Below are 25092 nucleotides of genomic sequence, written 5' to 3' on the forward strand. Positions count from 1 at the left end.
CGCCTCGGGTGGCCGAGCCCACCGGCACGACGGCGGGTTAACGGCCGAGGCCGGTGCCATGCAGTGCGGCTGGTCAGTTCACGCCGCGCAGGTCCAGCAGCAGCGCGTTCTCGCCCTCGGCATCCAGCAGCACCGGGATGCCCCAGTCCTGCTGGTACAGGTGGCAGGCCGCGTGGTCGGGGATTTCCCCGCCGGGCTCGCCGTCGCAGGCGGCCGCGCGCGCGGTGATGTGCAGCACACCCTCGGCGATCTGGGGGTTCAGGCTCAGCGTGCGGGTCAGGCCGGTGGAGGTGCCCGCGCCGTGCAGGATCAGCTCCTCGGGGCTGGCGGAGATCTTCAGCTGGGTCGGATCCCCCCAGCGGTCATCGAGCTTCTGCCCCTTCGGCGCGGCGAAGCGCACCTGGATCTCGTGGTCCCCGGCCTGCACCCGCGTCTTGGGACGCTGGGTCTGGCTGGCCCCCTCGTCCACCACCAGCGCCTCGGCGGGGATCGGGATGCGCACCAGCTGGTGGGTGTTGGTCTCCACGACCAGCAGCACCGGATCCCCGTCCACGCCGGTGTCCACCAGCACGTCGGCCGGTTCCTTCAGGCCCTTGGCCAGGGTGGAGACGGTGTTGCTCGACGGGTCGAAGCGGCGCACCGCGCCGTTGTAGGAGTCGGCGATCGCGATCGAGTGATCCGGCAGCACCGCCACGCCCAGCGGGTGCTGCAGGCGCGCCTGCTCCGCCGCGCCGTCGCGGAAGCCGAAGTCGAACAGGCCCGCGCCGATCGCGGTGTGCACTGCCACGGCCTGCCCGTCGGCGATCTCGATGCGGCGCAGCGCGCTGGTCTCCGAGTCGGCCACCCACACGTCCTCGCCGGCCAGCGCCAGGCCCGAAGGCTGCGCGAACCAGGCCTCGGCCGGCGCGCCGTCGGCCAGCCCTTCCAGGCCGCTGCCGGCGAACACCGACACGGCACCGGTGCGCGGGTCGAAGGCGAAGATCTGGTGGGTGCCGGCCATCGCGATGATGATGCGCCCCGACGGGTGGTAGAGCACGTCCCACGGGGAGGACAGCGAAATGTTCAGCGCGTCGGTGCCCAGCTGCGTAGGCTGTTCGGCGCTGCGCGCGGTGTCCGCGTCCAGCAGCCGCTGCACGCCGTTGCCGGCCAGCGTGCCCACGGCGCCGGTGGCCAGGTTCACCGAGCGCAGGCGGTGGTTCACGGTGTCGGCGACGACCACGTCGTAGCCCACCTGCGCGGCCAGCTGCGCCGGCAGCACGGCAAGCCCCTGCAGCTCGTTGAACTGCGCGGTGTCCGCGCCGCCGTCCGCGTAGCCCTTCACCCCGGCGCCGATGGTGCGCACCAGCTGCAGGTCGGCGGAAAGCTCCACCAGGCGGTGGTGGCCGGAGTCGCCCACCAGGAAGTTGCCGTTCTCCAGCGCCACGGCCTTGCCGGGGAAGCGCAGGTCGCCTTCGCGGGCTTCCGGGGCCACGTAGGGGCCGTCGCCGCGGTGCAGGGTGCCCTTGGCCTCGTGCTCCTGGATCAATTCCTCGATCAGCGAGCCGAGCCCCTGGGCATGGCCCTCGCCTGACAGGTGCGCGACGATGTAGCCCTCGGGATCCAGCACCACCAGGGTCGGCCAGGCGCGCGCGCCGTAGGCCTGCCAGGTCACCAGCTCCGGGTCGTCCAGCACCGGGTGGTGGATCTCGTAGCGTTCGACGGCGGCGGCCAGCGCCTCGGGGTCGGCCTCGTGCTCGAACTTCGGGGAGTGCACGCCCACGGTGACCAGCACGTCGGAGTACTGCGCCTCCAGCGGGCGCAGCTCGTCGAGCACGTGCAGGCAGTTGATGCAGCAGAAGGTCCAGAAGTCCAGGATCACGATCTTGCCGCGCAGTGCTTCGAGATCCAGCTGCTTGCCGCCGGTATTCAGCCAGTTGCGGCCCAGCAGTTCGCTGGCGCGGACCTTGTAGTTGGCTCGGACCGAATCGGAAGTGGCGCTCATGGGCATCCTTTCGCAGTTGCCTGGGTGTGGCAGATTGTCTTCAATTATCCGCCACCCCGTGAAAAGGGACTAACGGTGTTAAGCAACGTTGAGTTCCGCCCCGGCAGGCGCCGGATTCGCCGCCTGTGCAGTGCAACCGGCCCGCGCCGCGCGGTATTCCCGCGCACCTGTTGCAGGGGCGCTACTGCACCTGGGTCATCGCGGTGTCCAGGATGCTGGTGGCCACCTGGTTGAAGGTCTTGTCGTCCAGCGGCTTGGAGGACACGAAGGAGACCATGCCGGCGTAGTCCCCGGCGGCGGTGATCAGCACCAGCGAGTCCTGCGGGTACTTGCCGTTGCGCGTGTAGTACAGCGCCGAATCCGCCGACTCCACCTTCGGGTCGGAGAACTTCAGGGTCTCGGAGTAGTCCAGCCCGTTGATCTTCACGCTCTGGCAGTCCGCCAGAATGGTCGATACGTTCGCGAAGTGCTCCTGCAGCGCCTGGCGGTCCTTATCGTTCTCCAGCTTGGCGACCTCGATGGAACCGGTGATGTTCTGCGACTCGTTGGTGAAGTCGGTGCGCGCGGCCTCGGTGCCCAGCTGCACCGGGGACCAGTTCAAATCGTCGACCGGGGCCGCGCAGTTCCCCGGCAGCACCACGATGTCCTTGAGCGTGTCGGTGGGCTTTTCGGCCAGTGCCGCCAGGTCCTCGCCCTGGATCTTCGCGGAGTTCGGGAAGCCCAGCTTGGCGGCGATCACCGCGCCGGCCGTTGCGGCGACCTCGGCGGTGCTCAGGTCCTGCACCTCCGGGGTCGGGGTGGGAGAGCCCTCGGAGGCGATCTTGTGCGTCTCGTCCTGCGGCATGTCGGCCGGTTCGGCAGCGCAGGCGCTGAGGGTGAGCAGCAGGCCCGCTGCCAGGACTGCGGTGAACTTCTTAGCCACGGGTATCCTTCTCGTCGATCTTCTTGTAGCGCTCGAACATCTGGTTGTACGCTTCCAGCTCGGCGTCGCCGTCGCGGTCGGCCTTGCGGTCGTAGCGCTTGGTGTCCTTGTTGTCCTGGCTCAGCCAGGAGACCGCCACCATGATGGCCAGCACCAGGGTCGGCACCTCGCCGATCGCCCACATGTAGCCGGCGCCCAGTTCCTGGTCGGCGATGGCGCTGCCGCCCCAGGTGCGGCCCATGTTGCCGAAGTAGTCCGGGGCCAGCAGCTGGGTGGTGCTCATCAGCGCGACGCCCACGAACGCGTGGAAGGCGACGGTGGCCAGCAGCGCCACCAGGCGGATCGGATACGGGTAGCGCTTCGGGACCGGGTCCGCGTCGATCAGCGACAGCGCGAACAGGTAGCCGGTGAGCAGGAAGTGCAGGTTCATCAACTCGTGGCCCGCGTGGTAGACCATGGCCGGTTCCAGCACCGGGGAGAAATAGAAGACCACGATCGACCCGGCGAAGTTCACCGCGGCGAAGATCGGGTGGGTGATCACCTTCGAGTAGCGCGAGTGGATGATGTAGTTGATCCATTCGCGCGGGCCGCGGGTGCCGTCGGTGCGCGGGGCAAGCGCCTGCAGCAGCAGCGTCACCGGCATGCCCAGCACCAGGAAGATCGGCACGATCATGGTCAGCGACATGTGGTCGATCATGTGGGTGGAGAACTGCACCTTGCCGTAGACCGCGACGGCGCCGCTGGTCACGTAGAACAGCGCGACCAGCCCGACGATCCAGCTGGCCAGGCGCAGGAAGCTCGGCTTGTCGCCGCGGCGGCGCAGCGTGATGAACGCCCACAGGTAGAACGCCAGGCCGAACAGGCACACGGCGACCCAGATCCAGTCCATGCGCCAGACGGTGAACCAGCTGGACATGCTCGGCGCCTCGGGCAGGTCGTACCCGGTCAGCGCGCGGGCCGGGGACATCACCGGGGGCGCTTCGTCGCTGGTCGGCGGCGCGGTGCGGCCCAGCACGGTGGCCAGGGACATGACCGCGGCCATGATGACGACCTCGCCGACCACCACGCTCCAGGCGGCTTTCAGGGTGCTGTAGTCGCCGGCCAGCAGCTTCGGAATCACCCGGCGGCGATGCATCAGGCCCAACGCGCCGAGCATCAGCGTCAGCAGCACCTTGCCCATCAGCAGGAAGCCGTAGGTGGAGAACAGCTGGCCGACCTCGGTCACGCGGATCACCGCGGAGGCCACCCCGGAGCCGATCATCAGGAAGACCGCGCCGGTGGCCACGGCGGAGAAGCGCTTGAGCACCACGCCGGCCAGCAGCTGGCCGCGCTGCCGGCCCGGGGCCTCGCCGCCCAGCGTCGGGGCGAGCAGGCCGAGCATCATGATGCCGCCGAACCACAGCACCACGGCCAGCAGGTGCAGGCCGATCGAATTGACGGCTGCGAAGTGGTCGTCGCCGCCGGCGGCATGGCCGATGAACGCCAGCGGGATGATGCCGAACATCGAGAAGGCCGCGCTGAGCCCCACCCCGGTCTTCGAGCGCACTGCCAGCGCCAGCGAGGTGGTGATCGCCGCAATCACGACCATCCACGCCCAGGCGCGGCCGGTGGTGATGCCCATGATGTAGTCCAGCATCGCCACGGAGTACTCCGGGCGCAGGTTGATCGGCGTGCCGGCCAGGTCCCAGAAGGTCAGCATCAGCACCCCGGCGGCGGCCAGCGTCCACACCACGCCGGCACCGGCGGCGATGTTCATGCTGCGGATGAATGCCGGGTGGTCGTGCGTCTGGTCCTCGGCTTCGCCGGCGCCCGCCCGTTTGGCCTTCCTGGCGCGCGGCACGATGGCCGCCGCGAAGATCAGCGCGGCCACGGCCAGCGCCATGGAGGTGTGGTGGATGGCCCGGGTTGCGGGCAGCGCCCAGCGCACGAACGGCCCGGGGTCTCCCAGCAGGCTCGGCACGGCGATACCGGCGAAAAGCACCGCCACCACGAAGGTGAGGGCCATCGCCAGGATCCCCGGCAGGATGAAGCGGGTGACTGGGGGCGCGCTCTCGCGCTGTGCAGTTTCTATGGCCATAACCTTTCAATCATCTCACTTGGCCGCGCCGGAGCAGAAGCGGCCAGGCGGTTTTCTGCCGGCCGGCGGTGCATCTCACACCGCCGGCCGGCAGCAACCTAGCCCAGCAGCTGCTGTCCCAGGTACATCCCCGGCTCGATCCCCGGCAGGATCGCATACAGCGCCGATCCGGTCGGGGTCAGCCAGGTGTTCAGCAGGTCGGCCTCCGCCAGCCGCTGCTGCAGCGGGATGAAGCTGGCGGCCGGATCGCGCTGGTAGCTGGCGAACAGCAGGCCGCTGACCTCGCCGTCGACGAAGTTGTAGCCCCGACGGTGGATCACCTCCTGCGCGCTGCGCGGCATCGCGAGCGCGACGTGGGAGTTCGCCCCGATCACCGGCAGCCCCACCTCGTTCACCGCGTCCAGGTCCACCGGGTCCGCAGGCCCGCTGCCGGTCAGCGGCGAGCCGTCCGACTGCCGCCGGCCGAGCGAGAAGTCCCGCCCCGCCGTCGCGACCTCGTCCCAGCCTTCCAGGTCCATCTCGAACCGGCGCAGCGCCAGGGTGGTGCCGTTGGCGATCCAGCTGGGCTCATCCGGGGTGCCGAACACTGCCAGCTCGCGGGCCTCCGCCTTGGGGTTGTTCACGCCGTCGAGCTGCCCGAACAGGTTGCGGAAGGTGCCCGAAGAACCGCGCTGGTGCATGAACCCGCGCTGGGTGAACAGCTTCTCCGCCAGCCCGCGCAAGTTCTTGGACACGGCGCGCACCGCGTGGGCCAGCACCGTGGGGTCCTGTCCGCAGAACTGGATCAGCAGATCGCTCTGCCCGTACCGCTGTTGCAGCTTGTCCCCCGCGAAGCCCGGCAGCGTGCCGACCTTTGCCCCGCCCATGACCTCCAGCAGGTTTTGGCCCACCCCGACGGTCACCGTCAGGTCGCTGGGGCCGGCGGCCATTTCGGCTTCCGTGTCCGCCAGCACCCCGCGTCCGGCGGTCAGCCGCTGCGCGTCGTCGGTGATCATTTTCAGCAGCGAGCGCAGCTGGTCCTTCTTGCCGCCCTCGCGCCAGTTGAGGTTCCAGCCGATGAAAACCGCGTGGGCCTGCGGCGCATCCAGGATTCCGGACTGGTACTTCCCGTGGAACGGGAGGTACTGCGGACCCTGCGGTGCCGGCGCCGCGGCCGGGGCCTGCCCGGCCACGGCCTGCGACGTGCCGAAGCCGGCGAGCACGCCGCCCAGCGCCGCGGCGGCCGAGGTTCCCAGCAGCATCCGGCGCGTTGGCGCATTAGCCATCGTGGTTCATCGATTCATGGTCCATGTCCTTGTGGTCCATGCCCTCGTGGTTTTCGTAGCTCTCCTTGGCCCCGGTGAAGTTGCGGACTTCGAACGGCACCTCGGTGCTCGACCCGTCGCTGAAGACCAGGGTCAGCTGGGCGGTTTCCGAGGCGACCAGCGGCGCCTTCAGATCCATGTACATCAGGTGGGTTCCGCCCGGTTCGAGGATCGCATCCTTGCCGGCTTCGATCTTCAGCCCGCCGTCCAGCTGCGACATCTTCGCGTCGGCGCCGGTTCCGGTGGTTTCGTGGATCTGGATGACGTTGCCGGCCTTGTCCTCGACCTTGGTCAGCTCCACGTCGGCGGTGCCGGAATTGTGCAGCACGCCGAAGGCGGCGGTCATCCCGTCCTGCGCAGCCTTGGCCCAGGTTTCGCTGGCCTGCAGCGCCGAGGCCTGGGTGGCGGGGCTTTCGGACGCGGCCGCGCCGTTGGCATTCGCGCCGTCCTGGGCGCAGCCAGTCAGCAGCAGTCCCAGTCCGAGCAGGGCGGCGGTGGTCTTCAGGGTGTTCTTGGTGTTCATGAGTTTCTCAAGCTTTCGGTGTGCAACCGGCGGCACGGTTTCTAGGCGTGCGCAATCACGGCACGTCGTACGCGCCGGTTAAGGATGGGGAAGATTATTTGGTGTTGCGCATGAACTTGACCAGCACGGCGATCACGCCGCCCAGGACCACGACGCCGGCGATGATCCAGACAACCGGATTCATCCCTGCGCCCAGGTCCTGCACCGGCTGGACCGGTTGCACCGTGGGCTCATCCGCGCTTGGCGAAGCGGCCGCGGTCTGCGAAACGGGTGCGCTTGCAGCCGCGGAGGCGGGGACCTCGACGGTGAAGCTGATGGAGTCCTCGACCGGGTGTCCATCGGAGGAGATCACCCGCACGGCCAGGGTGTACTCGCCGGAGGCAAGTTCGGCATCCGGCACAACGGTGACGGTGGTGCCCTTGGTGCTGGCGGTGGTCGGGATCTTCTTGCCAGCCTGGCTCAGGGCCGCAACCGTCGAGTCCGTGCCGGAGAGCTGCTGCAGTTCGGCGGAGAAGGTCATCGTGATGTCCTTCGGCGAGCTCTTCACGCTCGCACCGTTCTCCGGGCTGGAGCCGGTGAGGTAGTCGTGGGCGTTGGCCGCCCCGACGGTTCCAAAAGCCGCCAGCATCGCGACCGCCGCGCCGGCGATCATTCGGGAGAGGTTCTTGCGCAGTTTCACAGTAGTCCTTCCAGTTCCCCGGTGTCCGGGGAGTTCGTATTGATGGGGTTCACGCGCTCAATACGAAGGAAGGCGGTCCGCGCCGTTCGGGCAGTCTGCCAAGCTGCGCAAGCTTGAGTTGAAAACGCAGCGGGTAGTAGCCGGGAATCGGTCGCAGTTCCGGGACTGGAATGCGGATCAGGAACAGCAGCAGCCGGGCGGATCCCAAGGTGAGCACCCCGCGTAGCGGAACGAGCAGCCGCTCGGCGCCGTTCAGCACGAGGATGCTGGTTGCCGCCGCAAGGATGTGGGCGTAGAGCATCGATTCGCTCTGCACCTGGGCGTACTGCACGACAATTTGGCCCGAGAGGTCCACGGGGCCGTGGTGGGCCGCGTGCTCCATCGCGGTCAGGGGCCCTGTTTCGCCGTGGCTCATCACCGACAGCGACAAGTGGAACAGCCCCTGGCTGAGCACAACCACCAAGCTGGTGGCCCACAGCGAGAATTTGCGTCCCAGCATCGCCATGGCGACCACGGCCGAGACGCAGGTGATCAGCATCATGACCATCAGCGACATCTTGGTCGGTGACTGGTGCGCGTGTGCGGCGAAAGCGGTCCAGGTGCACACGGAAGCCGCGAGCCAACCGCGGACTACGCGGATCGCTGGGTTCTTGTGCACGTGGGTCTGCCGTTCGTCGATAATTAGGTGATCTCAGCTGATTCTACGCGAAGTAGAAGTATGCCTCAAAGTGCGTAACGGCAAAAGGCCCGGTTCCGCGATATTGCGCGGAACCGGGCCTTCAGACAAGCATGCGGTGCTTACTTCTTGGCGACAGCGGCCTTCAGCTTCGAACCAGCGGTCAGCTTCACCGAGTGGCCAGCAGGAATCTCGATGGCTTCGCCGGTCTGCGGGTTGCGGCCGGTGCGAGCGGCACGGTCGGTGCGCTCCACTGCCAGCCAACCTGGGATCGAAACCTTCTCGCCCTGCGAGATCTGCTCAACGAAAACGTCGAAAACAGCATCCAGAACACCGTTGACGGCAACCTGGGAGTTTTCGGTCTTCGCTGCAACAGCGGCAACAAGTTCGCTACGGTTCATAGCCAATGTATGTCCTCCTGGACTAGTGGTCCAAGGCCCGATTCAGACCTCGAACGCCGCGCGGTCGCACGGACTTATCAGTCAAGAACATACCAAACCTGAGGGAGAGAAACGCCCGAAAACAGCGTATTCTCCGGGAATTTTTCAGCTATTGCCCATTTTTTGGGTCCAACGGCGGCAATTCTTGACCCGATCGACGTTAAAACGTTTAACGAGGCCGCCCGCCGGATCGAAGCTAGGCGTCGATCCGGCGGGCGGCGTCGGGAAGGATCTGGGTCCTACTTCTTGGCGACAGCGGCCTTCAGCTTCGAACCAGCGGTCAGCTTCACCGAGTGGCCAGCAGGAATCTCGATGGCTTCGCCGGTCTGCGGGTTGCGGCCGGTGCGAGCGGCACGGTCGGTGCGCTCCACTGCCAGCCAACCTGGGATCGAAACCTTCTCGCCCTGCGAGATCTGCTCAACGAAAACGTCGAAAACAGCATCCAGAACACCGTTGACGGCAACCTGGGAGTTTTCGGTCTTCGCTGCAACAGCGGCAACAAGTTCGCTACGGTTCATAGCCAATGTATGTCCTCCTGGACTAGTGGTCCAAGGCCCGATTCAGACCTCGAACGCCGCGCGGTCGCACGGACTTATCAGAGATGAACTTACCAGCAACAACCGTCATTTCCTGCATCAATCCGCGGAATCCCCGGAGTTTCTCCCGCGATTCGAGGTGTGATACTTCACGTAATCAGCCGTGTGCGAACGGGTCGAATCCGTCGTTCGCCTCTTTGAACAGTTCCCAGGCACGCTGGTGCAGGTCCTTGCTCCGCGTGATTTTTGCCGGGCTGGCCAGTGCAATTGGGCCTTTCGAGACGTACTTCGGTCCCAGGTACACGCCGGTCGAGGCGGAGGCGAGGTGAGGGTTCAGCGCCGCTTCGACGATCGCGACGGCGCCCTGGTGTTTGCCCTGCGCGAAACCGGCCTGCAGCTGCCCCTGCAGTCGCTTGCCGAAGCCCGGCTCGTTGACGCCGGGGATCTGCGGGGTCAGCCCGGAGACCGAATAGCCCGGGTGCACGGTGATGGAGCGGCTCGGCCAGGACAGCTGTCGAAGGCGCCGGTCCAGGGCCAGCCCCATTCCCTGCAGCATCGCCTTGGACTGCGCATAGGCGCGGTAGGGGTGGTAGTCCCGTTCCAGCTTCAGGTTCTGCAAGTCCGCCTTGAGCATCAGGGTTGACATCGAACCCAACGCGATGAAGCGCAGGGGATGCGCCGCAAAAGTTGCAGCAAGCTCCCCCAGGAGCCGGGCGTGGCCGATCACGTTGGTCGTCATGACCTGCTCGTAGCCCAGCAGCCCGGGCTGGCGTGTGTGCGGGGTATGGATGATGCCCGCGTTGGCGACGAGCACGTCGATGCGGCGCCCGCGCAGCTCAGCGGCCAGGCCCACCGCGGAGGCCATGGAATCCGCGTCGAACTGCATGAACTCAAGTTGCGCCAACGGCACCCGCCGGCGGATCTGCGCAGCGGCGCGCTCGGCGCGCGACTGGTTCCTGCAGGCCATCAACACGGTGGCCCCGCTGTGGGCCAGGGCCAGCGCGCTGAAGAAGCCGAGCCCGGCGTTGGCCCCGGTCACCACGGCGGTCCTGCCCCGGCCCAGGCCGGCCCAGCGGGCGCGGTTTGCGTGGACGTCGCCCAGCGGCTGCACGTATCGGGGTGCTGAGTGTCTAGCTGTGGCTTGCTGCATGCATTCAACGCTACTATGCCTCCCGCGGCGGGCCCCGGAAGGCTCGATACGGTTCCGCTGTGAATACGCCGAGCCCGCCCGCACGCGGCCGGGATCCTTGATCGCCCGCTGGCACGGTGGGAAAATGGGGCCATGGGTGTCCCGAAGCCTGATGAAGACGCGGCCCTGAATGCCGCCCGCTACAAGATGAGCCAGTCGGCTGGCGAACCGCTGCCGGTTGATGAATACGCCGACGCCACCGGCATGGCGCCGGTGGACAAGGCTCCGCGCACTCCCCTGCAGTTCTACGCGCAGGACGAGGCCTGGGAGGTTGCGAACTCCGTGCTGGACGAGGCCTTCGCCCGCGGCGACTTCGACAACCTCGCCCTGGCCGGCAAGAACATCGACCATATCACCAGCACCACCGATCCGGATTGGTGGCTGAAGTCGATGATGCATCGCGAGAAGATCTCCGGCCTCGGCCCGCCCGCGCTGACCCTGCGCGTGGAGGATGAGCACATGGACCAGACGCTGGACCAGCTGCCCAGCGAGGCCGCGGTGCGCGAGCACATCGAAGACTTCAACCAGCGTGTCGTCGAGGCCCGGCGCCAGCTCCTTGGCGGGCCCCCGGTGATCACCGCTTTGCGCGACGCCACGGCCGAAGTCCTGGCCTGGCAGCAGCGCCGCCACCGCGCCACCCCGGCTCCCGAGAAAGACCCGGAGCAGGCCAAGCGCCGCTGGTGGCGGCGCAGGAAGCAGGGTTAAAGGCGAAAGCCGCCCTCCCGAAGGAGAGCGGCTTTCGCTAAGTCAGAAGACTTGCAGGTCTTACCAGGAAGACTTGGTGATGCCCGGAAGCTCACCACGGTGTGCCATGTCGCGGAAGCGAACACGGGAGATACCGAACTTCTGGAAGGTACCGCGCGGGCGGCCGTCAATGGCGTCGCGGTTGCGGACGCGCACTGGGGAAGCGTTGCGTGGCAGCTTCTGCAGGCCGACGCGGGCTGCTTCGCGAGCCTCGTCGGTGGCGTTTGGATCGATCAGGGTCTTCTTCAGTTCGAGACGCTTTTCAGCGTAGCGCTCGACGATGACCTTGCGCTGTTCGTTCTTTGCGATCTTGGACTTCTTGGCCATGTCTTAGCGCTCCTCTCGGAATTCTACGTGCTTGCGGACTACCGGGTCGTACTTCTTCAGAACCATGCGGTCTGGGTCGTTACGACGGTTCTTACGGGTGACGTAAGTGAAACCGGTGCCGGCGGTGGACTTCAGCTTGATGATCGGACGTACGTCCTTATCCTTCTTTGCCATTTTTAGAGCTTCACACCCTTCGCAATCAGGTCTGCAACAACAGCGTCGATACCACGGGCATCGATGACCTTGATGCCCTTGACCGACAGGGTCAGGGTCACCTTACGGCGCAGCGAAGGCACGTAGTAGGTCTTCTTCTGGATGTTCGGATCGAAACGACGCTTGTTGCGACGGTGCGAGTGGGAGATGCTATGTCCGAAGGCCGGAGTAGTACCGGTTACCTGGCAAACAGCTGCCATGATCACTCCTTAGTTAGTTAGTAGTAAAAATTCGGCGGTACTCGCGCGTGCTGCCCATAAGTGAATATCGGCACCACATCTGCGTTATGAGTCCCGCCAACCAGTGAAACACCGTTATTACTGCACACTAGGAAGAAACCAGGCTGGGTGAGAACCAACCGAAGAGCCTTAAAGTATGTAAGACGGTGAACTTCGCAGCCGATCGAGCATTTTCCCCGTACTCAGTGGGTTGCGACATTCGGTATTACGGGCTATTCGTGCATGCCAAGATCCCAAAAATTGGCATTACGGCATACGCGATTAACGCCAGATTAGCTTATCGAGAATTCCTCAGGGTTCCAAATCCGCGGAGGGGTCCTGCAGGATCCAATGATCCGGGTCCATCCCCGCAGTCAACTTGCGGGTAATTCGTCGAAGATCGTTAACGTCCTTGTCATCGAGCGATTCGAAGAGCAGTGAGCGAACTGTGGCCACATGGCGAGGGGCCATGCGCACCACGGCTTCCCACCCGGCGTCGGTTAATGAGGCGATTTTCACACGGGCATCTTCCGCGGACTGCTCGCGGGCCACCCAGCCGCGGACTTCCAGCTTCTTCACCACGTGCGACAGGCGCGAGAGCGAGGCACTGGTGTGCGAAGCCAGCTTGGTCATGGTCAGCTTGCGGTCTGCGGACTCTGAGAGCATCGCCAGCATGTGGTAGTCGAAAAGGGTGATACCTTCCAGCAGCTGCAGGTCCGAATCGAGGGCGGCGGGCAGCAGCGTCAGCACCGCATTCAGTCCCAGCCACGCTTCGCGCTCCTGCTCCGAAAGCCAAACTGGCGTCTTGCCCATGAAGTTGTCCCATCCTCGGTCGTGCATCACTCCCAGCATATAAGCGGAGCGGCGGTATTGCGCTGCAGGGCCGCAAACGCTCCCCCGCTGTTTCACCTGCCGGCCGGGGAATCGCCGCGCAGCGCGCCATGCGGGCAGCATTTTGCCACTCGCTTGGAAGGAAGCGGCGTGCGGGGTCCAGGGCAGGTGCTTTCCTCCCCGATCGGCAGCGCGAAGCCGCGGCACGGCGCCGCCGGGACGCGCAAGAGGGAACCTGGATGTTCCAGGTTCCCTCTGTAACAGGTGCGCTTAGATCTTTTCCAGCTGCTTCTTCTTGCGGTAGCTGATGATCTGGCCGATGATCACCACCAGCAGCGCGATGATGAACATCGCCGAGCCGATCACGTTGGCCTGCGCGGGGATGCCGCGGGTCGCCGAAACGTAGATGAACTTCGGGAAGGTCTGGAAGTTCCCGGAGTTGAAGTTCGTGATGATGAAGTCGTCGAAGCTCATCGCGAAGCTCAGCAGCGCGGCCGCGACGATGCCCGGCAGCAGCAGCGGGAAGGTCACCTTCCAGAATGCCAGCCGAGGGGAGGCGTAGAGGTCGGCGGCGGCTTCCTCCAGCCGCGGGTCCAGCGAGGAGACCCGGGCGCGGACCGTGACGATCACGAAGGACATGCAGAACACGGTATGCGCGATCACGATGGTCCAGTAGCCAAGCTCCCATCCCAGGTTCAGGAACTGCGCCAGCAGCGAGGCGCCGAGTACCACTTCCGGGGTGGCCAGCGGCAAGATGATCAGCACGTCGGTCAGCTTGCGGAAGCGGAACTTGTAGCGCACCAGGCCCAGCGCGATGCAGGTGCCCAGCGCGGTGGCGATCAGCGTGGCGACGATGCCGACCTGCAGCGAATTCGCCAGCGACTCGCACACCGCCGGAGCGCCGCAGGGATTCGCCCAGTTGTCCCAGGTGAAGCCCCGCCATTCAAGGTTGGTGCGGCCCGCATCGTTGAACGAGAACACGAAGATGTAGACGATCGGCACCAGCAGGTAGACGAAGGCCAAGCCGCCGACGACGGGAACAAACCAGCGTCCCAGTTTCATTTACATCAGCTCCTTGGTGCCGAAACGCCGAATATAGATCGTGACCAGGATCAGGATGGAGAGCATGAGGATGAAGCTCAACGCGGCCGCCCCCGGGTAGTCGATGACCTTGAAGAACCTGGAATCGATCACCTGGCCGATCATCGTGGTGTTGCGGTTGTTGCCCAGCAGCGCGGCGTTCACGTAGTCGCCGGCGGCGGGGATGAAGGTCAGCAGCGTGCCGGCGAAGATGCCCGGGGCGCTCATCGGCAGCGTGATCTTGGCAAAGGAGTTCACCGGGCTGGCATACAGGTCTCCGGCGGCCTCCAGCAGCCGGGTGTCCAGCCGACCCAGGTTGGCGTAGATCGGCAGCACCATGAAGGGCAGGAAGTTGTAGGTCAGGCCGGCGACGACGGCGAAGGGTGTCGCCGTCAGGTGGCCGTCGGCCGGCAAGATCGCCACGAACTTCAGCGTCTGGACGATGAAGCCCTCGTCGGCCAGGATCTGCTTCCAGGCCTGCGTACGCAGGATGAAGCTGGAGAAGAACGGCGCGATCAGCAGCACCAGCAGGATGCCCTGCAGCAGCGGCTTCTCGCGCAGCCGCACCGCCACCAGGTACGCCATCGGGAAGCCGATGAGCAGCGCCAGCACGGTGGCGACCAGCGCGAAGCCGAAGGAGCGCAGCAGCTCCGGCCAGTAGGCCGAGAGCACCGTGGCGTAGTTGCCGATCTCGAAGCCCGGCACGAATTCGCCGATCTCCGCACCCGGCGGCTTCACGTACAGGCTCATGGCCAGCAGCACCACCACTGGCAGCGCGAAGAACAGCGCCAGCACCAGCAGGCCCGGAGCCACCAGATACACACCCGTACGGCCCTTGCGGCGCTCTGCGCGGATCTCGTCCTTGCTGCGCAGGTCGCTCAGCCCGGACTTGGTTATGGTCTGCGTCATTGTTCCACCCCCGCATCCATGCGCTCGTCGCCGGCCAGGCCGAAGGAGTAGTCCGCCTCCCAGTAAAGGTAGACGGTGTCCCCCACGGCCGCCGGCTGCTGCCCGCGGTTTTGCGAGAAGGTGCCGATGCGCCCGATGCCCGGCACATCCACCAGGTATTCGGTGGTGGTGCCGGTGAAGGACACATCGATCACGGTGCCGGACAGCTCGTTGTGCGCGGCGCCGGAGGAGCTGCGGTCAATGGTGATCTTCTCCGGTCGCACTCCCACCACCACCTGGCCGCTGGTCTGCACCGCGCGGTCCTCGGGCAGCAGCACGCTGCGCCCGGCGACGTCGACCTCCAGCAGCCCGGCGCGCTTGCCGGTCACCTCGCCGCGCATCAGGTTGGACTTGCCAAGGAAGTTCGCGACGAAGGCGGTGCGCGGCAACTCGTAGAGCTCGCGCGGCGGGCCCATCTGCTCGATCTTCCCCTCGTTCATGACCGCGACGACGTCGGCCATGGTCATGGCCTCTTCCTGGTCGTGGGTCACGTGGATGAAGGTCAGGCCCACCTCGGTCTGGATGGTCTTCAGCTCCAGCTGCATCTGGCGGCGGAGCTTCATGTCCAGCGCGCCCAGCGGCTCGTCGAGCAGCAGCACCTGCGGGCGGTTGACCAGCGCGCGGGCCAGGGCCACGCGCTGCTGCTGGCCGCCGGAGAGCTGTGCCGGCTTGCGGTTGGCCAGGTGCGACAGCTCCACCATGTCCAGCCCGGCCTGGGCCTTGGCCATCGCCTCCGGATCCTTCTTGCGCTTGAGCCCGAAGGCGACGTTCTCCAGCACGCTCATGTGCGGGAACAGCGCGTAGGACTGGAACACCGTGTTCACCGGGCGCTTGTGGCTGGGCAGCGAGGTGACGTCCGTGCCGCCGATCGAGATGCTGCCCTCGCTGGGCGCCTCCAGGCCGGCGATCATGCGCAGCGTGGTTGACTTGCCGCAGCCCGAGGGGCCCAGCAGCGCGAAGAACGTGCCCGAGGGGACCAGCAGGTCCAGCTCCTTGACGGCGATGAACTCGGCAAAGCGCTTGGTGATGCCGCGCAGGTGCAGGTCCGCGCCCGAGGTGCGGGTGTCCGGCAGGGTGGGTGCAAGATTCGCGTTCATACCCCGATCACTTCCTGGAATTGGTTCTGGAAATCTGTTTCTTCCTCCACCGACAGCTCGCGCTCGGTGCTGGTGTTGGCGAGGAACTGTTCGGTAGGGAAGATCAACGGGTCTTCCACGAGCTCGGGGTCGAAGTTCTCCATCTCCTGCTGGGCTCCGAGCACCGGGCAGAGGTAGTTCACGTAGGCGGCGACCTCCGCGGCCACGTCGGGCTGATAGTAGAAGTCCATGAGCTTCTCCGCGTTCTTCTTGTGCGGCGAACCCAGGGGCACCTGGAAGTTGTCGCTCCACAGCAGCCCGCCGCGCTCGGGCAGCACGAACTCCCACTTGCCGCCCTCCTCGAAGTTCAGCTGCGTGATGTCCCCCGAGTAGCACAGGCCGGCGATCGCGTCCCCGCTGATCAGGTCCTGCTTGTAGGCGTTGCCCTTGACCTGGCGGATCTGGCCGTTGCGGATGTTGCGGTCCAGCACCTCCAGGCTCCGTCCGTACTCGTCCGGGCCCCAGGCCCCGGCGATGTCCACGCCGTCGTCGAGCATCAGCATCGGCATGGTGTCGCGCATTTCGTCGAGCACGAAGATGCGGCCCTTGAGCGCCGGATCCCACAGGTCCTCGACATTGCGCAGGCCCTTGGGGAACGCCTCCTTGTTCCAAACCAGGCCGGTGTAGCCGGACTGCCAGGTCAGCGACTTCTTGCGTCCCGGGTCGAAGCGCACGTCGCGCAGCGCAGGCAGCAGGTTCTTGATGTTCGGGATGTTGGCATGGTCCAGCTCCTGGGCGTAGCCCTGGCGGATGACGCGCTCGGCCATCCAGTCGCTGAAGACCATCAGGTCCTGGCCGATGTCCTGCCCGGCGGCCAGCTGGGCCTGCACCTTGCCGTAGTAGGAGTCGTTCGAGTCGATGTCCTCCACGTACTTGGCCTTCAGCCCGCTCTCCTGCATGAAGCGCTGCAGCGTCGGGTAGTGCTTGGCCTTGTCGTCGTAGTCAAGGTACAGGGTCCAGTTGGCCCAGTTCACCACGGCCTCGGATTCCGACAAATCGGTGGCCGGGTCTAGTGCGCCGGCTGGCCCGGCGCTGCTGCCCTTGGTTCCGCAGGCGGAGAGCAGCCCGGCCAGGGCCAGGCCCGCCGCCCCGGCCAGCACCGAGCGGCGTGAAGCCTGTGCCTGCTCGATGCCCTGCAACAGCCGTCGGCGCTGGGTGTTGATAGCGCGTTGGCGCGTCATGTCGTGCTCCTCGTGCTCAGGCGCCGATGGCGCTTTGGAAATCTGCGGCGAAACTCGATTCCTCGTCCGCGTCCAGCGACCGGAAGACGTGGGCCTTGGCCAGATCCTCCTCGGCCGGGAAGATCAGCGGATTCGCCATCAGCGACGGGTCGATCTTCTCCATCGCTTCCTTGGCGCCGGTCACCGGGCAGATGAAATTCACGTAGGCGGCGACCTGCGCCGCGACCTCCGGCTGGAAGTAGTAGTCCATCAGCTTCTCCGCATTGGCCTTGCGCGGGGAGCCGATCGGGACCATCAGGTTGTCGCTCCATAACGTGCCGCCGGCCTCGGGGATCACGAACTCCCACTGGTCGTCGTTCTCGAAGTTCATCTGCACCAGGTCCCCGGACCAGACGATGCCGGCGATCGCGTCGCCGGAGATGAAGTCTTCCTTGTAGGAGTTGCCCTTGACCTGCCGGATCTGGCCGCTGTCGATGTTCCCGCGCAGCACCTCCAGCGCCTTCTGGAATTCGTCCTGCCCCCACGTGCCGGAGATGTCCACGCCGTCCTGGAGCATCAGCAGACCCATGGTGTCGCGCATTTCGTCGAGCACCGTGATCCTGCCCTTCAGCGACGGGTCCCACAGATCCGCGACGCTCTTGAGCCCCTTGGGGTACTTCGCCTTGTTCCAGGCGATGCCGGCGTAGCCGGATTGCCAGGTCAGCGAGTGTTCGCGGCCCGGGTCGAAGTCCACGTTCTGCAGGCTCGGCAGCAGGTTCGAGCTGTTCGGGATGTTCACCGGATCCAGCGCCTGGGTGTAGTCCTGGCGGATCACGCGCCCGGCCATCCAGTCGGTCAGCGTGAAAATGTCCTGGCCGATGTCCTGCCCCGACTTCAGCTGGGCCTGCACCTTGCCGTAATAGGTGTCGTTGCCGTCGACGTCCTCCGAATAGTTCACCTTGATGCCGGTCTGCTTGGTGAATGCTTCGAGCGTCGGATAGGCCTTGGCAGCATCGTCGTAGTCCAGGTAGAGCGTCCAGTTGGCCCAGTTCAACGTCGGGTCCGAGGCAGAAATATCGGCCGCGGCAGGGCCTGCGGCGGCCCCGGTCTTGCTCCCCCCGGTGCCGCAGGCGGCGAGCAGTCCACCCAGCCCCAGGGCCCCGGCGGCGCCGAGTACCGAGCGGCGGCTGAGGCTGCGCTGGCTCATGGCGCTGACCAGCGCTCGAATGTTCGGATCCTGCGGCAGCTTTTGCGAGTGCGACATCGTCCATCCCCCATCTCTCATCGCAGATGTGCGATCGATCACACGGAACGTGTTGTGGAACATCCTGTCAGGTCGACGGGGCAGTGACAAGACCTCGACAAAAGATTCCATACGAAAATCCGCCCCATAGCGTCGAAAACTTTATCAATCAACCCCTTTCGCAACTGATTCAGTGGCTGTATGGTCGTGGCTAACGCTCTTGAGACGAGGATGACCATGACACTGCCGCCACCGGCGAGCGCCGGCATCGACGAGATTTCCAAGGAGATCATCGAGCAGCTGCAGGAAGACGGCCGACGCTCCTACGCCGCCATCGGCAAGGCCGTGGGCCTGAGCGAGGCGGCCGTCCGCCAGCGTGTGCAGAAGCTCGCCGACAGCCGGATCATGCAAATCGTGGCCGTCACCAACCCGCTGGAGCTGGGCTTCACCCGGCAGGCGATGATCAGCATCGTCGCCGCCTCGGACATCAGCGCCACCGCCGACAGGATCGCCGAGCTGCCCGAGGTCGACTACTGCGTGGTCACCGCCGGCAACGCGGACATCCTCGCCGAGGTGATCTGCTCCAGCGATGAGGACCTGCTGCGGGTCATCAGCACCATCCGCGGCATCGACGGCGTGCTCAGCACCAATACCTTCACCTACCTTTCACTCAAAAAACAGGAATACAACTGGGGAACACGATGAATACTCCACTTGGCACCGACCGCCAGCAAGCAGCCCGCGACCACCTCTGGATGCACATGGCCCGCCACTCCGGCCTGTACAACGGGGGCAAGGTGCCGATCATTTCGCGCGGCGAGGGGCACATGATCTACGACGACGCCGGCCGCGGCTACATCGACGGCCTGGCCGGGCTGTTCGTCGTCAACGCGGGCCACGGCCGCGCCGAGCTGGCCGAGGTCATGGCCAAGCAGGCCGAGAAACTGGCCTTCATGCCGTTGTGGTCCTACGCCCACGAACCGGCCATCGACCTGGCCGAGCGCCTGGCCGGCTACGCCCCCGGGGACCTGAACCGCGTCTTCTTCACCACCGGCGGCGGCGAGGCGGTGGAATCCGCGTTCAAGCTGGCCAAGCAGTACTTCAAGCTCAAGGGCAAGCCGGGCAAGACCAAGGTCATCTCCCGCGCGCTGGCCTACCACGGCACCCCCCAGGGTGCCCTGGCGATCACCTCGCTGCCGGGGATGAAGACGCCGTTCGAGCCGCTGGTGCCCGGCACCTTCCGGGTACCGAACACCAACTTCTACCGCGCCCCGGAGATGTTCTCCGAGAATGAGAAGGACTTCGGGCTGTGGGCCGCCGAGCGCATCCGCGAGGCCATCGAATTCGAGGGCGCCGACTCGGTGGCCGCGGTCTTCCTGGAGCCGGTGCAGAACTCCGGCGGCTGCTTCCCGCCTCCCCCGGGCTATTTCGACCGGGTGCGCGAGATCTGCGACGAATACGACGTGCTGCTGGTGTCCGATGAGACCATCTGCGCCTTCGGCCGCATCGGGGACATGTTCGCCTGCAACGACTTCGGCTACACCCCGGACATCATCACCTCCGCCAAGGCGCTGACCAGCGGCTATGTGCCGCTGGGCGTGATGATCGCCTCGGAGAAGCTGTTCGAGCCGTTCACCAAGGGGGATACCACCTTCTACCACGGCTATACCTTCGGCGGGCACCCGGTGGCCGCGGCGGTGGCGATGGCGAACCTGGACATCTTCGAGCGCGAGGATTTGAACGGCAATGTGCACCGCAACGCCGACGCCTTCAAGTCCACCCTCGAGAAGCTCAAGGACATCGACATCGTGGGCGATGTGCGCGGGGCCGGCTACTTCTACGGGATCGAGCTGGTGAAGGACAAGTCCACCAAGGAGACCTTCAACGACGAGGAGTCCGAGCGCCTGCTGCGCGAGTACCTCACCCCGGCGCTGTGGGAGGCCGGGCTGTACTGCCGCGCCGATGACCGCGGCGACCCCGTCATCCAGCTCGCGCCGCCGATCACCATCGGCCAGCCCGAGTTCGACCAGATCGAGTCGATCCTGCGCTCGGTGCTCTCGGAGGCATCCAGCAAGATCTAGCACGCCCCTCGGGCGCAGCCGTGTAACCTGGCTGCGCCCGATTGGTGCTTTGTGGCCTGTGACACTACTGTGTGGTTTAAGCAGTCATGGAAGCAGGAACGTCATGCTGGAACCGACCCGAATTACGCTGGCCCGCCACGCTGCGGGGTACAGCGCCATGGATCTCGCCCGACTGATCCAGGTCGCCGAATCCACCGTCCGCCGCTACGAAACCTGCGGCGCCCCCGAAGCCATGGCCGGCGAACTGGCCGGCGCGCTGGGCTGCGCCCCGGGCTACTTCCACCGCCCTCCGGCGGCAGGAATCGACGTCGAACGCATCTTCTTCCGCACCCCGCGGCGCATTTCCCGCGCGCGGAAAACCTCCTGCTCGGCCCTGGGCCGCACCGGGGTCGAACTCTACGACCTGATCACCGGCGACTACCTGCTGCCGGACACCGAAGTGCCCGACTACACCGGGCTCGACGCGGAGGCCGCCGCCGCGCAGCTGCGCCTGGACTGGAACCTGGGCTGCGGGCCGGTGCCCGACCTGCTCTACGTGCTCGAATCGCGCGGCGTGCGCGTGCTCAGCCTGGCTGACGGCCCCAGCTTCAGCTTCTGGGAAGACGGGCAGGCATTCATCTTCCTGGCCGCCGGGGACCGCACCGGCCAGCGCCACCAGCTGGCGCACGAACTGGGCCATCTGCTGCTGCACTCCGCGCTGGGCGCCGACGGGCACGCCGCCGCCGAAGCCGAGGCCGAGCAGTTCGCCTCGCGGCTGCTGCTGCCGGCGCTGTCGCTGCAGGCGCGCGTGGGCGACACCCTGCGGATGCCCCAGCTGCTGGATGCGCAGGAGCTGTTCGGCGTCCCGGCGCACATCATCCTGTCCCATGCCCGCGACTGCGGCATGCTCGGCGACTCCAGCTACAGCTGGCTGGTGCAGGAGCTGGCCCTTGAACCGGCGCCGCGCCGCGCACCGCTGGCCTCGCGGGTGTTCTCCCTGGTGTTCCCGTCGCTGCGCGGCGAGGACCGGATGGGCACCCTGCGGATCGCCGCCGCCCTGGGGGTGCCGGCCCGCACCCTGCACGACCTGACCTTCGGGCATGCCTTCATGGTGCTGCCCGGGCTGCAGGATGCAGCCCCGCTCGGGATGCCCGGGCACCTGCGTGCGCTGTCCTAACCCGGGCGCACCGGCTCCGCCCTAGCGCCGCACGCGCGGCCGGACTAGGCTGGGCATTCCAGGCGGTGGCCTGCCGCCCGGTCTCGAAAGGGTACTGCCATGGACATCAACGCCGCCAAGGCCCGTGCACTGGCCGAAGAATCCCGCGAACAGGGCTGGCAGCGGCCGAGCTTCGCCAAGGGCATCTACATGGGCGAGGTCGACTTCTCGCTGATCGAGCCGCTGCCCGCGCCGGATCCCCAGGCCGCGGCCCGCGGCGCGGCCTTCATCGCCGAACTGGAAACTGTGCTGGACGGATTCGACCCCGGGCGCATCGAGTCGGACTCCCGGGTGCCCGACGAGTACATCGCCGCGCTGCGCGAGGTGGGCGCGTTCGGCATGAAGATCCCGACCGACTACGGCGGGCGGGGGCTGAGCCTGCTGGACTACGGGCGCGCCCTGATGCGCGTGGGCTCGGTCAGCCCGGCGATCGGAGCCCTGCTTTCGGCCCACCAGTCCATCGGCGTGCCCGAGCCGGTCAAGTCCTTCGGCACCGAGGCGCAGAAGCGCGAGTACCTGCCGCGCTGCGCCGCCGGGGCTATCAGCGCCTTCCTGCTCACCGAGAACGACGTGGGATCGGACCCCGCGCGCCTGGGCACCCGCGCGACGCTGAGCGCGGACGGCGCCTATTACACGCTGGAGGGCGCCAAGCTGTGGACCACCAACGGGGTGGTCGCGGAGCTGCTGGTGGTCATGGCAGCCGTCGAACCCCACGAGGCCTGCGGCGAACAGCCGGCCGGCAAGGGCGGGATCACCGCGTTCATCGTGGAGGCCGACGCGCCGGGCATCACCGTGGAAAACCGCAACGCGTTCATGGGCCTGCGCGGGATCGAGAACGGCGTGACCCGCTTCTCCCAGGTGCGCGTGCCGGCCGCCAACCGGCTCTCGCGCGAGGGCTCGGGCCTGAAAATCGCGCTGAGCACGCTGAATACCGGGCGGCTGTCCATCCCGGCGATGTGCGCCGGGGCCGGCAAATGGGCGACGAAGATCGCCCGCGAATGGTCCGCCGCCCGCGTGCAGTGGGGCCGGCCGATCGGCGAGCATCAGGCCGTGTCCTCCAAGCTGGCCTACATCGCGGCCAGCACCTATGCACTGGAGGCGGTGTTCGAGGTCAGCGCGTTGCTGGCGGATGCCGGGATGAAGGACGTGCGCATCGAGGCCGCGCTGGCCAAGCTGTACTCCTCCGAGCTCTCCTGCCAGATCGCCGACGAGCTCGTGCAGATCCGCGGCGGGCGCGGCTACGAGACCGCCGCCTCCCAGGCGGGCCGCGGCGAGCGCGCGGTCCCGGTCGAGCAGCTGCTGCGCGACCTGCGCATCAACCGCATCTTCGAAGGATCCACCGAGATCATGCACCTGCTCATCGCCCGCGAGGCCGTCGACGCCCACCTGCAGGCCGCCGGGGCGCTGGCGGTGGCCGACTCCACGCTGGCCGAAAAGGCCGCCGCGGCGCGCGACGCCTCCGGGTTCTATGCGCGCTGGCTGCCCAAGCTCGTCGCCGGCGCGGGAAGCCTGCCCGGCACCTATTCGGAGCACGGCCCGCTGGCCAAGCACCTGCGCTACATCGAGCGCACCAGCCGCAAGCTGGCCCGCCAGACCTTCGCCGGGATGGCGCGCTGGCAGGCGGGGCTGGAGAAACAGCAGGTGTTCCTGGGGCACATCGTGGACATCGGCGCGGAGCTGTTCGCCATGGCCGCGGTGATCGCCAAGACCTCGGCGCTGCTGGATTCCACCGCCCCCGAGCGCTTCTCCGCCGAGACCCTGGCGCAGGCGTTCTGCGAGCAGGCGACCCGGCGCTGCGAGGACCACTTCGAGCACCTGTGGGACGCCACATCGCACGACGACAAGGTGGCCGCGGACCTGCTGGACGGGGCGTACCTGTGGCTCGAGGAGGGCGTGCGCGACGTGTCCGAGGGCACCGGCCCGTGGATCGCGCCATGGTCCGAGTCCGCCCGCGAGGACGTCCGCCGCCCCTACGGAACGGCGGACTGACCCGCTAGTATCTGGTGCCCGCGGAAATGCCGCCGTCCACCGCGTATTCGCCGCCGGTGCAGAAGCTCGATTCGTCGCTGGCCAGGAAGAGGATCAGGCCGCTGACCTCTTCCGGCCGGGCGAAGCGCTCCAGCGAGTTGCCGGCCAGATCCGCATCGGTCAGCGGCCGCAGCGCCTGGGTCAGTGCGGTGGCCACCGCGCCGGGGTGCACCGAGTTGACCCGGATGCCGAACTCCGCCAGCTCCAGCGCCGCGGACTTGGTCAACCCGCGCAACCCCCATTTCGAGGCGCAGTAGGCGTGCCGCTTCGGGTACCCTTCCAGCCCGGCGGTGGAGGACACATTCACGATCGAGGAGGCGCCTGACTTCTTCAGTTCGCGCACGGCCGCGCGCATGCCCAGGAAGGCTCCGGTCAGGTTAATGTCCATGACCCGGTTCCAGCTTTCCAAGGTCGTGTCTTCCAGCGGCGCATCGTCGTGGATCCCGGCGTTGTTCACCAGCACGTCCAGCCCGCCGAACTCCGCCACGGCCTTCCCCACCGCGGCGTCCCACTCCTCGGCATCCGCCACGTTCAGGTGCACATAGCTGGCGCGGTCGCCAAGCTCTTCAGCCAGCGCGCGGCCGGCTTCGTCATTGATGTCCGCGAGCAGCACGGTGGCCCCCTCCGCGATGAAGGCACGGGCGTGGGCGGCCCCCATCCCCATGGCGGCTCCGGTGATCAGTGCGCGTTTTCCTGCAAGTCTCATGCGTTGCTTCTTTCCGTATGCTGTCGCTTTCGCCGGCGCGGCTGGGCGGGCTGGTCGTGGGACCAGAAAACCATTGACCGGCTGGACGGTCAATCCACCTGCCCTGGTGTCGACTCAGTAGACGAAACCGAGATCTTGTCTAGCATGGGGTCATGCCACCGTATCGAAACGCCGTCGCGACGCCGTCCCTCAGAGCTCGCCAAAAGGCCGCCACCCGTGAGCTGATCGTCGACGCCGCAGTGCTCGTTTTCACCGATAGGGGATATGAGGACAGCCGGATCGACGAAATTGCGGCGCGGGCGGGAACCAGCCGCGCCACGTTCTACCTGCACTTCCGGCGCAAAAGCGATCTGCTCTTCGAACTGGCACGTCGCGCGGAACACTATTTCGAAAGTGACTACCGGGAACTAGCCGATCTACTGCGCGATCCCGAGGTCGAGGAAATCCGTTGTTGGATCGCTCGTGGATTTGGCTGCTGGGTTGCAGCCGCAGCGCTTATGCGACCGGTCTTCGAGGCCGCCGACAGAGACCGCCGCTTGGCCAATCAGTTGCTGCCCGATGTCCTGCCCGGAGCTCGCCCATTGGCCCGTGCTTTGGTGGATGCCGCAGTTTGCCCCGACGAGTCGACTTCCGAGGCCATAGCCATGGTCTTCATGGCGCCGTTGTTCGTCGCGTTCCGGCGTCGAGCGTTCGGCAGGCCGATCGACGAAGATCGGTTAGCGGTGCTTGTCGCGCAAAGCTGGAATGCACTTGCCGTCGAACATTTGAGAAAGCCGACACCGCTGGGCCCGGTCGAAGAGCCGCGAGGGCCGTGACTTCCAGCGATGGTCCGGAAAATCCCCTTGCCGACGAGTA

General features: G+C 66.4%; 26 protein-coding genes. 6 read left to right on the forward strand and 20 right to left on the reverse strand.

Annotated elements, in window-relative coordinates; translation table 11 throughout:
• Positions 1 to 73: 73 nt before the first annotated feature.
• The 10 genes from JQN66_RS13160 to JQN66_RS13205 all read right to left on the reverse strand — a co-directional run bounded on the left by JQN66_RS13160 (position 74) and on the right by JQN66_RS13205 (position 10288).
• Positions 74 to 1981 carry an NHL domain-containing thioredoxin family protein gene (locus JQN66_RS13160; protein ID WP_204675452.1) on the reverse strand — a complete coding sequence of 636 codons (1908 nt, stop codon included), beginning with the start codon at positions 1979 to 1981 and terminating at the stop codon, positions 74 to 76.
• Between the two features lie 181 nt (positions 1982 to 2162).
• Complete coding sequence (locus JQN66_RS13165) at positions 2163 to 2903, reverse strand: hypothetical protein (RefSeq protein WP_204675453.1); 741 nt, start codon at positions 2901 to 2903, stop codon at positions 2163 to 2165.
• Positions 2896 to 4980, reverse strand: a complete 2085-nt coding sequence (locus tag JQN66_RS13170; RefSeq protein ID WP_229777366.1) for a bifunctional copper resistance protein CopD/cytochrome c oxidase assembly protein — start codon at positions 4978 to 4980, stop codon at positions 2896 to 2898. Before JQN66_RS13170 ends, JQN66_RS13165 begins: the two co-directional genes overlap by 8 nt.
• Positions 4981 to 5078: 98 nt before the next feature.
• Positions 5079 to 6245, reverse strand: coding sequence for a Dyp-type peroxidase (locus tag JQN66_RS13175; protein WP_204675454.1), 1167 nt, complete (start codon positions 6243 to 6245; stop codon positions 5079 to 5081).
• Complete coding sequence (locus tag JQN66_RS13180; RefSeq protein WP_204675455.1) at positions 6238 to 6807, reverse strand: copper chaperone PCu(A)C; 570 nt, start codon at positions 6805 to 6807, stop codon at positions 6238 to 6240. The genes JQN66_RS13175 and JQN66_RS13180 overlap by 8 nt, the downstream gene beginning before the upstream one ends.
• 94 nt (positions 6808 to 6901) lie before the next feature.
• Positions 6902 to 7486: a copper resistance CopC family protein gene (locus JQN66_RS13185; protein ID WP_204675456.1), complete on the reverse strand. Its 585-nt coding sequence runs from the start codon at positions 7484 to 7486 to the stop codon at positions 6902 to 6904.
• 49 nt (positions 7487 to 7535) lie between these two features.
• Positions 7536 to 8144, reverse strand: a complete 609-nt coding sequence (locus JQN66_RS13190) for a hypothetical protein (RefSeq protein ID WP_204675457.1) — start codon at positions 8142 to 8144, stop codon at positions 7536 to 7538.
• A 140-nt stretch (positions 8145 to 8284) separates the two neighbouring features.
• Positions 8285 to 8569 (reverse strand): HU family DNA-binding protein, encoded by a 285-nt coding sequence (locus JQN66_RS13195; protein WP_047119907.1) that lies wholly within the window; start codon positions 8567 to 8569, stop codon positions 8285 to 8287.
• A 272-nt stretch (positions 8570 to 8841) separates the two neighbouring features.
• Positions 8842 to 9126 carry an HU family DNA-binding protein gene (locus JQN66_RS13200; RefSeq protein WP_047119907.1) on the reverse strand — a complete coding sequence of 95 codons (285 nt, stop codon included), beginning with the start codon at positions 9124 to 9126 and terminating at the stop codon, positions 8842 to 8844.
• Positions 9127 to 9295: 169 nt separating this feature from the next.
• On the reverse strand, positions 9296 to 10288 hold the full coding sequence (locus JQN66_RS13205; RefSeq protein ID WP_204675458.1) for an SDR family NAD(P)-dependent oxidoreductase: 993 nt from the start codon (positions 10286 to 10288) through the stop codon (positions 9296 to 9298).
• A gap of 132 nt (positions 10289 to 10420) precedes the next feature.
• On the opposite strand from JQN66_RS13205, the gene JQN66_RS13210 reads away from it, so the two are divergent.
• Positions 10421 to 11032 (forward strand): DnaJ family domain-containing protein, encoded by a 612-nt coding sequence (locus JQN66_RS13210; protein WP_204675459.1) that lies wholly within the window; start codon positions 10421 to 10423, stop codon positions 11030 to 11032.
• Positions 11033 to 11092: 60 nt separating this feature from the next.
• Here JQN66_RS13210 and rpsN read toward each other — a convergent pair whose 3' ends face one another.
• The 9 genes from rpsN to JQN66_RS13255 form a co-directional block, all read right to left on the reverse strand.
• A complete protein-coding gene (rpsN, locus tag JQN66_RS13215) occupies positions 11093 to 11398 on the reverse strand; it encodes a 30S ribosomal protein S14 (RefSeq protein WP_047119909.1) in 306 nt (101 codons plus the stop codon).
• Between the two features lie 3 nt (positions 11399 to 11401).
• Positions 11402 to 11572, reverse strand: coding sequence for a 50S ribosomal protein L33 (gene rpmG / locus JQN66_RS13220; RefSeq protein WP_022874359.1), 171 nt, complete (start codon positions 11570 to 11572; stop codon positions 11402 to 11404).
• Between the two features lie 2 nt (positions 11573 to 11574).
• Positions 11575 to 11811, reverse strand: a complete 237-nt coding sequence (rpmB, locus tag JQN66_RS13225; RefSeq protein WP_047119910.1) for a 50S ribosomal protein L28 — start codon at positions 11809 to 11811, stop codon at positions 11575 to 11577.
• 330 nt (positions 11812 to 12141) lie between these two features.
• Positions 12142 to 12642: a MarR family winged helix-turn-helix transcriptional regulator gene (locus JQN66_RS13230; protein ID WP_188949467.1), complete on the reverse strand. Its 501-nt coding sequence runs from the start codon at positions 12640 to 12642 to the stop codon at positions 12142 to 12144.
• Positions 12643 to 12930: 288 nt separating this feature from the next.
• Complete coding sequence (locus tag JQN66_RS13235) at positions 12931 to 13722, reverse strand: ABC transporter permease (protein WP_188949449.1); 792 nt, start codon at positions 13720 to 13722, stop codon at positions 12931 to 12933.
• Positions 13723 to 14649 (reverse strand): ABC transporter permease, encoded by a 927-nt coding sequence (locus JQN66_RS13240; RefSeq protein ID WP_204675460.1) that lies wholly within the window; start codon positions 14647 to 14649, stop codon positions 13723 to 13725.
• Positions 14646 to 15785 (reverse strand): ABC transporter ATP-binding protein, encoded by a 1140-nt coding sequence (locus tag JQN66_RS13245; protein ID WP_204675461.1) that lies wholly within the window; start codon positions 15783 to 15785, stop codon positions 14646 to 14648. Before JQN66_RS13245 ends, JQN66_RS13240 begins: the two co-directional genes overlap by 4 nt.
• Positions 15782 to 17005 (reverse strand): ABC transporter substrate-binding protein, encoded by a 1224-nt coding sequence (locus tag JQN66_RS13250; protein ID WP_204675462.1) that lies wholly within the window; start codon positions 17003 to 17005, stop codon positions 15782 to 15784. The genes JQN66_RS13245 and JQN66_RS13250 overlap by 4 nt, the downstream gene beginning before the upstream one ends.
• Before the next feature lie 16 nt (positions 17006 to 17021).
• Positions 17022 to 18248: an ABC transporter substrate-binding protein gene (locus JQN66_RS13255; RefSeq protein ID WP_204675463.1), complete on the reverse strand. Its 1227-nt coding sequence runs from the start codon at positions 18246 to 18248 to the stop codon at positions 17022 to 17024.
• A 216-nt stretch (positions 18249 to 18464) separates the two neighbouring features.
• On the opposite strand from JQN66_RS13255, the gene JQN66_RS13260 reads away from it, so the two are divergent.
• From JQN66_RS13260 to JQN66_RS13275, 4 genes are all read left to right on the forward strand, one after another.
• Positions 18465 to 18932 carry an Lrp/AsnC family transcriptional regulator gene (locus JQN66_RS13260; protein ID WP_188949439.1) on the forward strand — a complete coding sequence of 156 codons (468 nt, stop codon included), beginning with the start codon at positions 18465 to 18467 and terminating at the stop codon, positions 18930 to 18932.
• Positions 18929 to 20308 (forward strand): aspartate aminotransferase family protein, encoded by a 1380-nt coding sequence (locus JQN66_RS13265; protein WP_188949437.1) that lies wholly within the window; start codon positions 18929 to 18931, stop codon positions 20306 to 20308. The genes JQN66_RS13260 and JQN66_RS13265 overlap by 4 nt, the downstream gene beginning before the upstream one ends.
• A 103-nt stretch (positions 20309 to 20411) precedes the next feature.
• Positions 20412 to 21464 (forward strand): ImmA/IrrE family metallo-endopeptidase, encoded by a 1053-nt coding sequence (locus tag JQN66_RS13270; protein ID WP_204675464.1) that lies wholly within the window; start codon positions 20412 to 20414, stop codon positions 21462 to 21464.
• Between the two features lie 99 nt (positions 21465 to 21563).
• Positions 21564 to 23492 (forward strand): acyl-CoA dehydrogenase family protein, encoded by a 1929-nt coding sequence (locus JQN66_RS13275; protein WP_204675465.1) that lies wholly within the window; start codon positions 21564 to 21566, stop codon positions 23490 to 23492.
• A 4-nt stretch (positions 23493 to 23496) separates the two neighbouring features.
• Here JQN66_RS13275 and JQN66_RS13280 read toward each other — a convergent pair whose 3' ends face one another.
• The gene (locus tag JQN66_RS13280) at positions 23497 to 24237 is read right to left on the reverse strand and encodes a glucose 1-dehydrogenase (protein ID WP_204675466.1); all 741 of its coding nucleotides are present in this window, start codon (positions 24235 to 24237) and stop codon (positions 23497 to 23499) included.
• 152 nt (positions 24238 to 24389) lie between these two features.
• Between JQN66_RS13280 and JQN66_RS13285 the strand changes: the two genes are divergently transcribed.
• Positions 24390 to 25052: a TetR/AcrR family transcriptional regulator gene (locus JQN66_RS13285; protein WP_204675467.1), complete on the forward strand. Its 663-nt coding sequence runs from the start codon at positions 24390 to 24392 to the stop codon at positions 25050 to 25052.
• The last annotated feature ends 40 nt before the right edge of the window (positions 25053 to 25092 follow it).

Source organism: Glutamicibacter protophormiae, from assembly GCF_016894325.1.
GTDB lineage: Bacteria > Actinomycetota > Actinomycetes > Actinomycetales > Micrococcaceae > Glutamicibacter > Glutamicibacter protophormiae.

Bases quoted from the DNA above. Each gene is read 5' to 3' on its own strand.
- rpsN (WP_047119909.1), bottom strand. From the start codon at position 11,398: ATGGCCAAGAAGTCCAAGATCGCAAAGAACGAACAGCGCAAGGTCATC.
- JQN66_RS13285 (WP_204675467.1), top strand. From the start codon at position 24,390: ATGCCACCGTATCGAAACGCCGTCGCGACGCCGTCCCTCAGAGCTCGC.
- JQN66_RS13255 (WP_204675463.1), bottom strand. From the start codon at position 18,248: ATGTCGCACTCGCAAAAGCTGCCGCAGGATCCGAACATTCGAGCGCTG.
- JQN66_RS13230 (WP_188949467.1), bottom strand. From the start codon at position 12,642: ATGGGCAAGACGCCAGTTTGGCTTTCGGAGCAGGAGCGCGAAGCGTGG.
- JQN66_RS13210 (WP_204675459.1), top strand. From the start codon at position 10,421: ATGGGTGTCCCGAAGCCTGATGAAGACGCGGCCCTGAATGCCGCCCGC.
- JQN66_RS13260 (WP_188949439.1), top strand. From the start codon at position 18,465: ATGACACTGCCGCCACCGGCGAGCGCCGGCATCGACGAGATTTCCAAG.
- JQN66_RS13175 (WP_204675454.1), bottom strand. From the start codon at position 6,245: ATGGCTAATGCGCCAACGCGCCGGATGCTGCTGGGAACCTCGGCCGCC.
- JQN66_RS13280 (WP_204675466.1), bottom strand. From the start codon at position 24,237: ATGAGACTTGCAGGAAAACGCGCACTGATCACCGGAGCCGCCATGGGG.
- JQN66_RS13250 (WP_204675462.1), bottom strand. From the start codon at position 17,005: ATGACGCGCCAACGCGCTATCAACACCCAGCGCCGACGGCTGTTGCAG.
- JQN66_RS13205 (WP_204675458.1), bottom strand. From the start codon at position 10,288: ATGCAGCAAGCCACAGCTAGACACTCAGCACCCCGATACGTGCAGCCG.
- JQN66_RS13275 (WP_204675465.1), top strand. From the start codon at position 21,564: ATGGACATCAACGCCGCCAAGGCCCGTGCACTGGCCGAAGAATCCCGC.
- JQN66_RS13270 (WP_204675464.1), top strand. From the start codon at position 20,412: ATGCTGGAACCGACCCGAATTACGCTGGCCCGCCACGCTGCGGGGTAC.
- JQN66_RS13235 (WP_188949449.1), bottom strand. From the start codon at position 13,722: ATGAAACTGGGACGCTGGTTTGTTCCCGTCGTCGGCGGCTTGGCCTTC.
- rpmB (WP_047119910.1), bottom strand. From the start codon at position 11,811: ATGGCAGCTGTTTGCCAGGTAACCGGTACTACTCCGGCCTTCGGACAT.
- JQN66_RS13245 (WP_204675461.1), bottom strand. From the start codon at position 15,785: ATGAACGCGAATCTTGCACCCACCCTGCCGGACACCCGCACCTCGGGC.
- JQN66_RS13180 (WP_204675455.1), bottom strand. From the start codon at position 6,807: ATGAACACCAAGAACACCCTGAAGACCACCGCCGCCCTGCTCGGACTG.
- JQN66_RS13170 (WP_229777366.1), bottom strand. From the start codon at position 4,980: ATGGCCATAGAAACTGCACAGCGCGAGAGCGCGCCCCCAGTCACCCGC.
- rpmG (WP_022874359.1), bottom strand. From the start codon at position 11,572: ATGGCAAAGAAGGATAAGGACGTACGTCCGATCATCAAGCTGAAGTCC.
- JQN66_RS13265 (WP_188949437.1), top strand. From the start codon at position 18,929: ATGAATACTCCACTTGGCACCGACCGCCAGCAAGCAGCCCGCGACCAC.
- JQN66_RS13160 (WP_204675452.1), bottom strand. From the start codon at position 1,981: ATGAGCGCCACTTCCGATTCGGTCCGAGCCAACTACAAGGTCCGCGCC.
- JQN66_RS13240 (WP_204675460.1), bottom strand. From the start codon at position 14,649: ATGACGCAGACCATAACCAAGTCCGGGCTGAGCGACCTGCGCAGCAAG.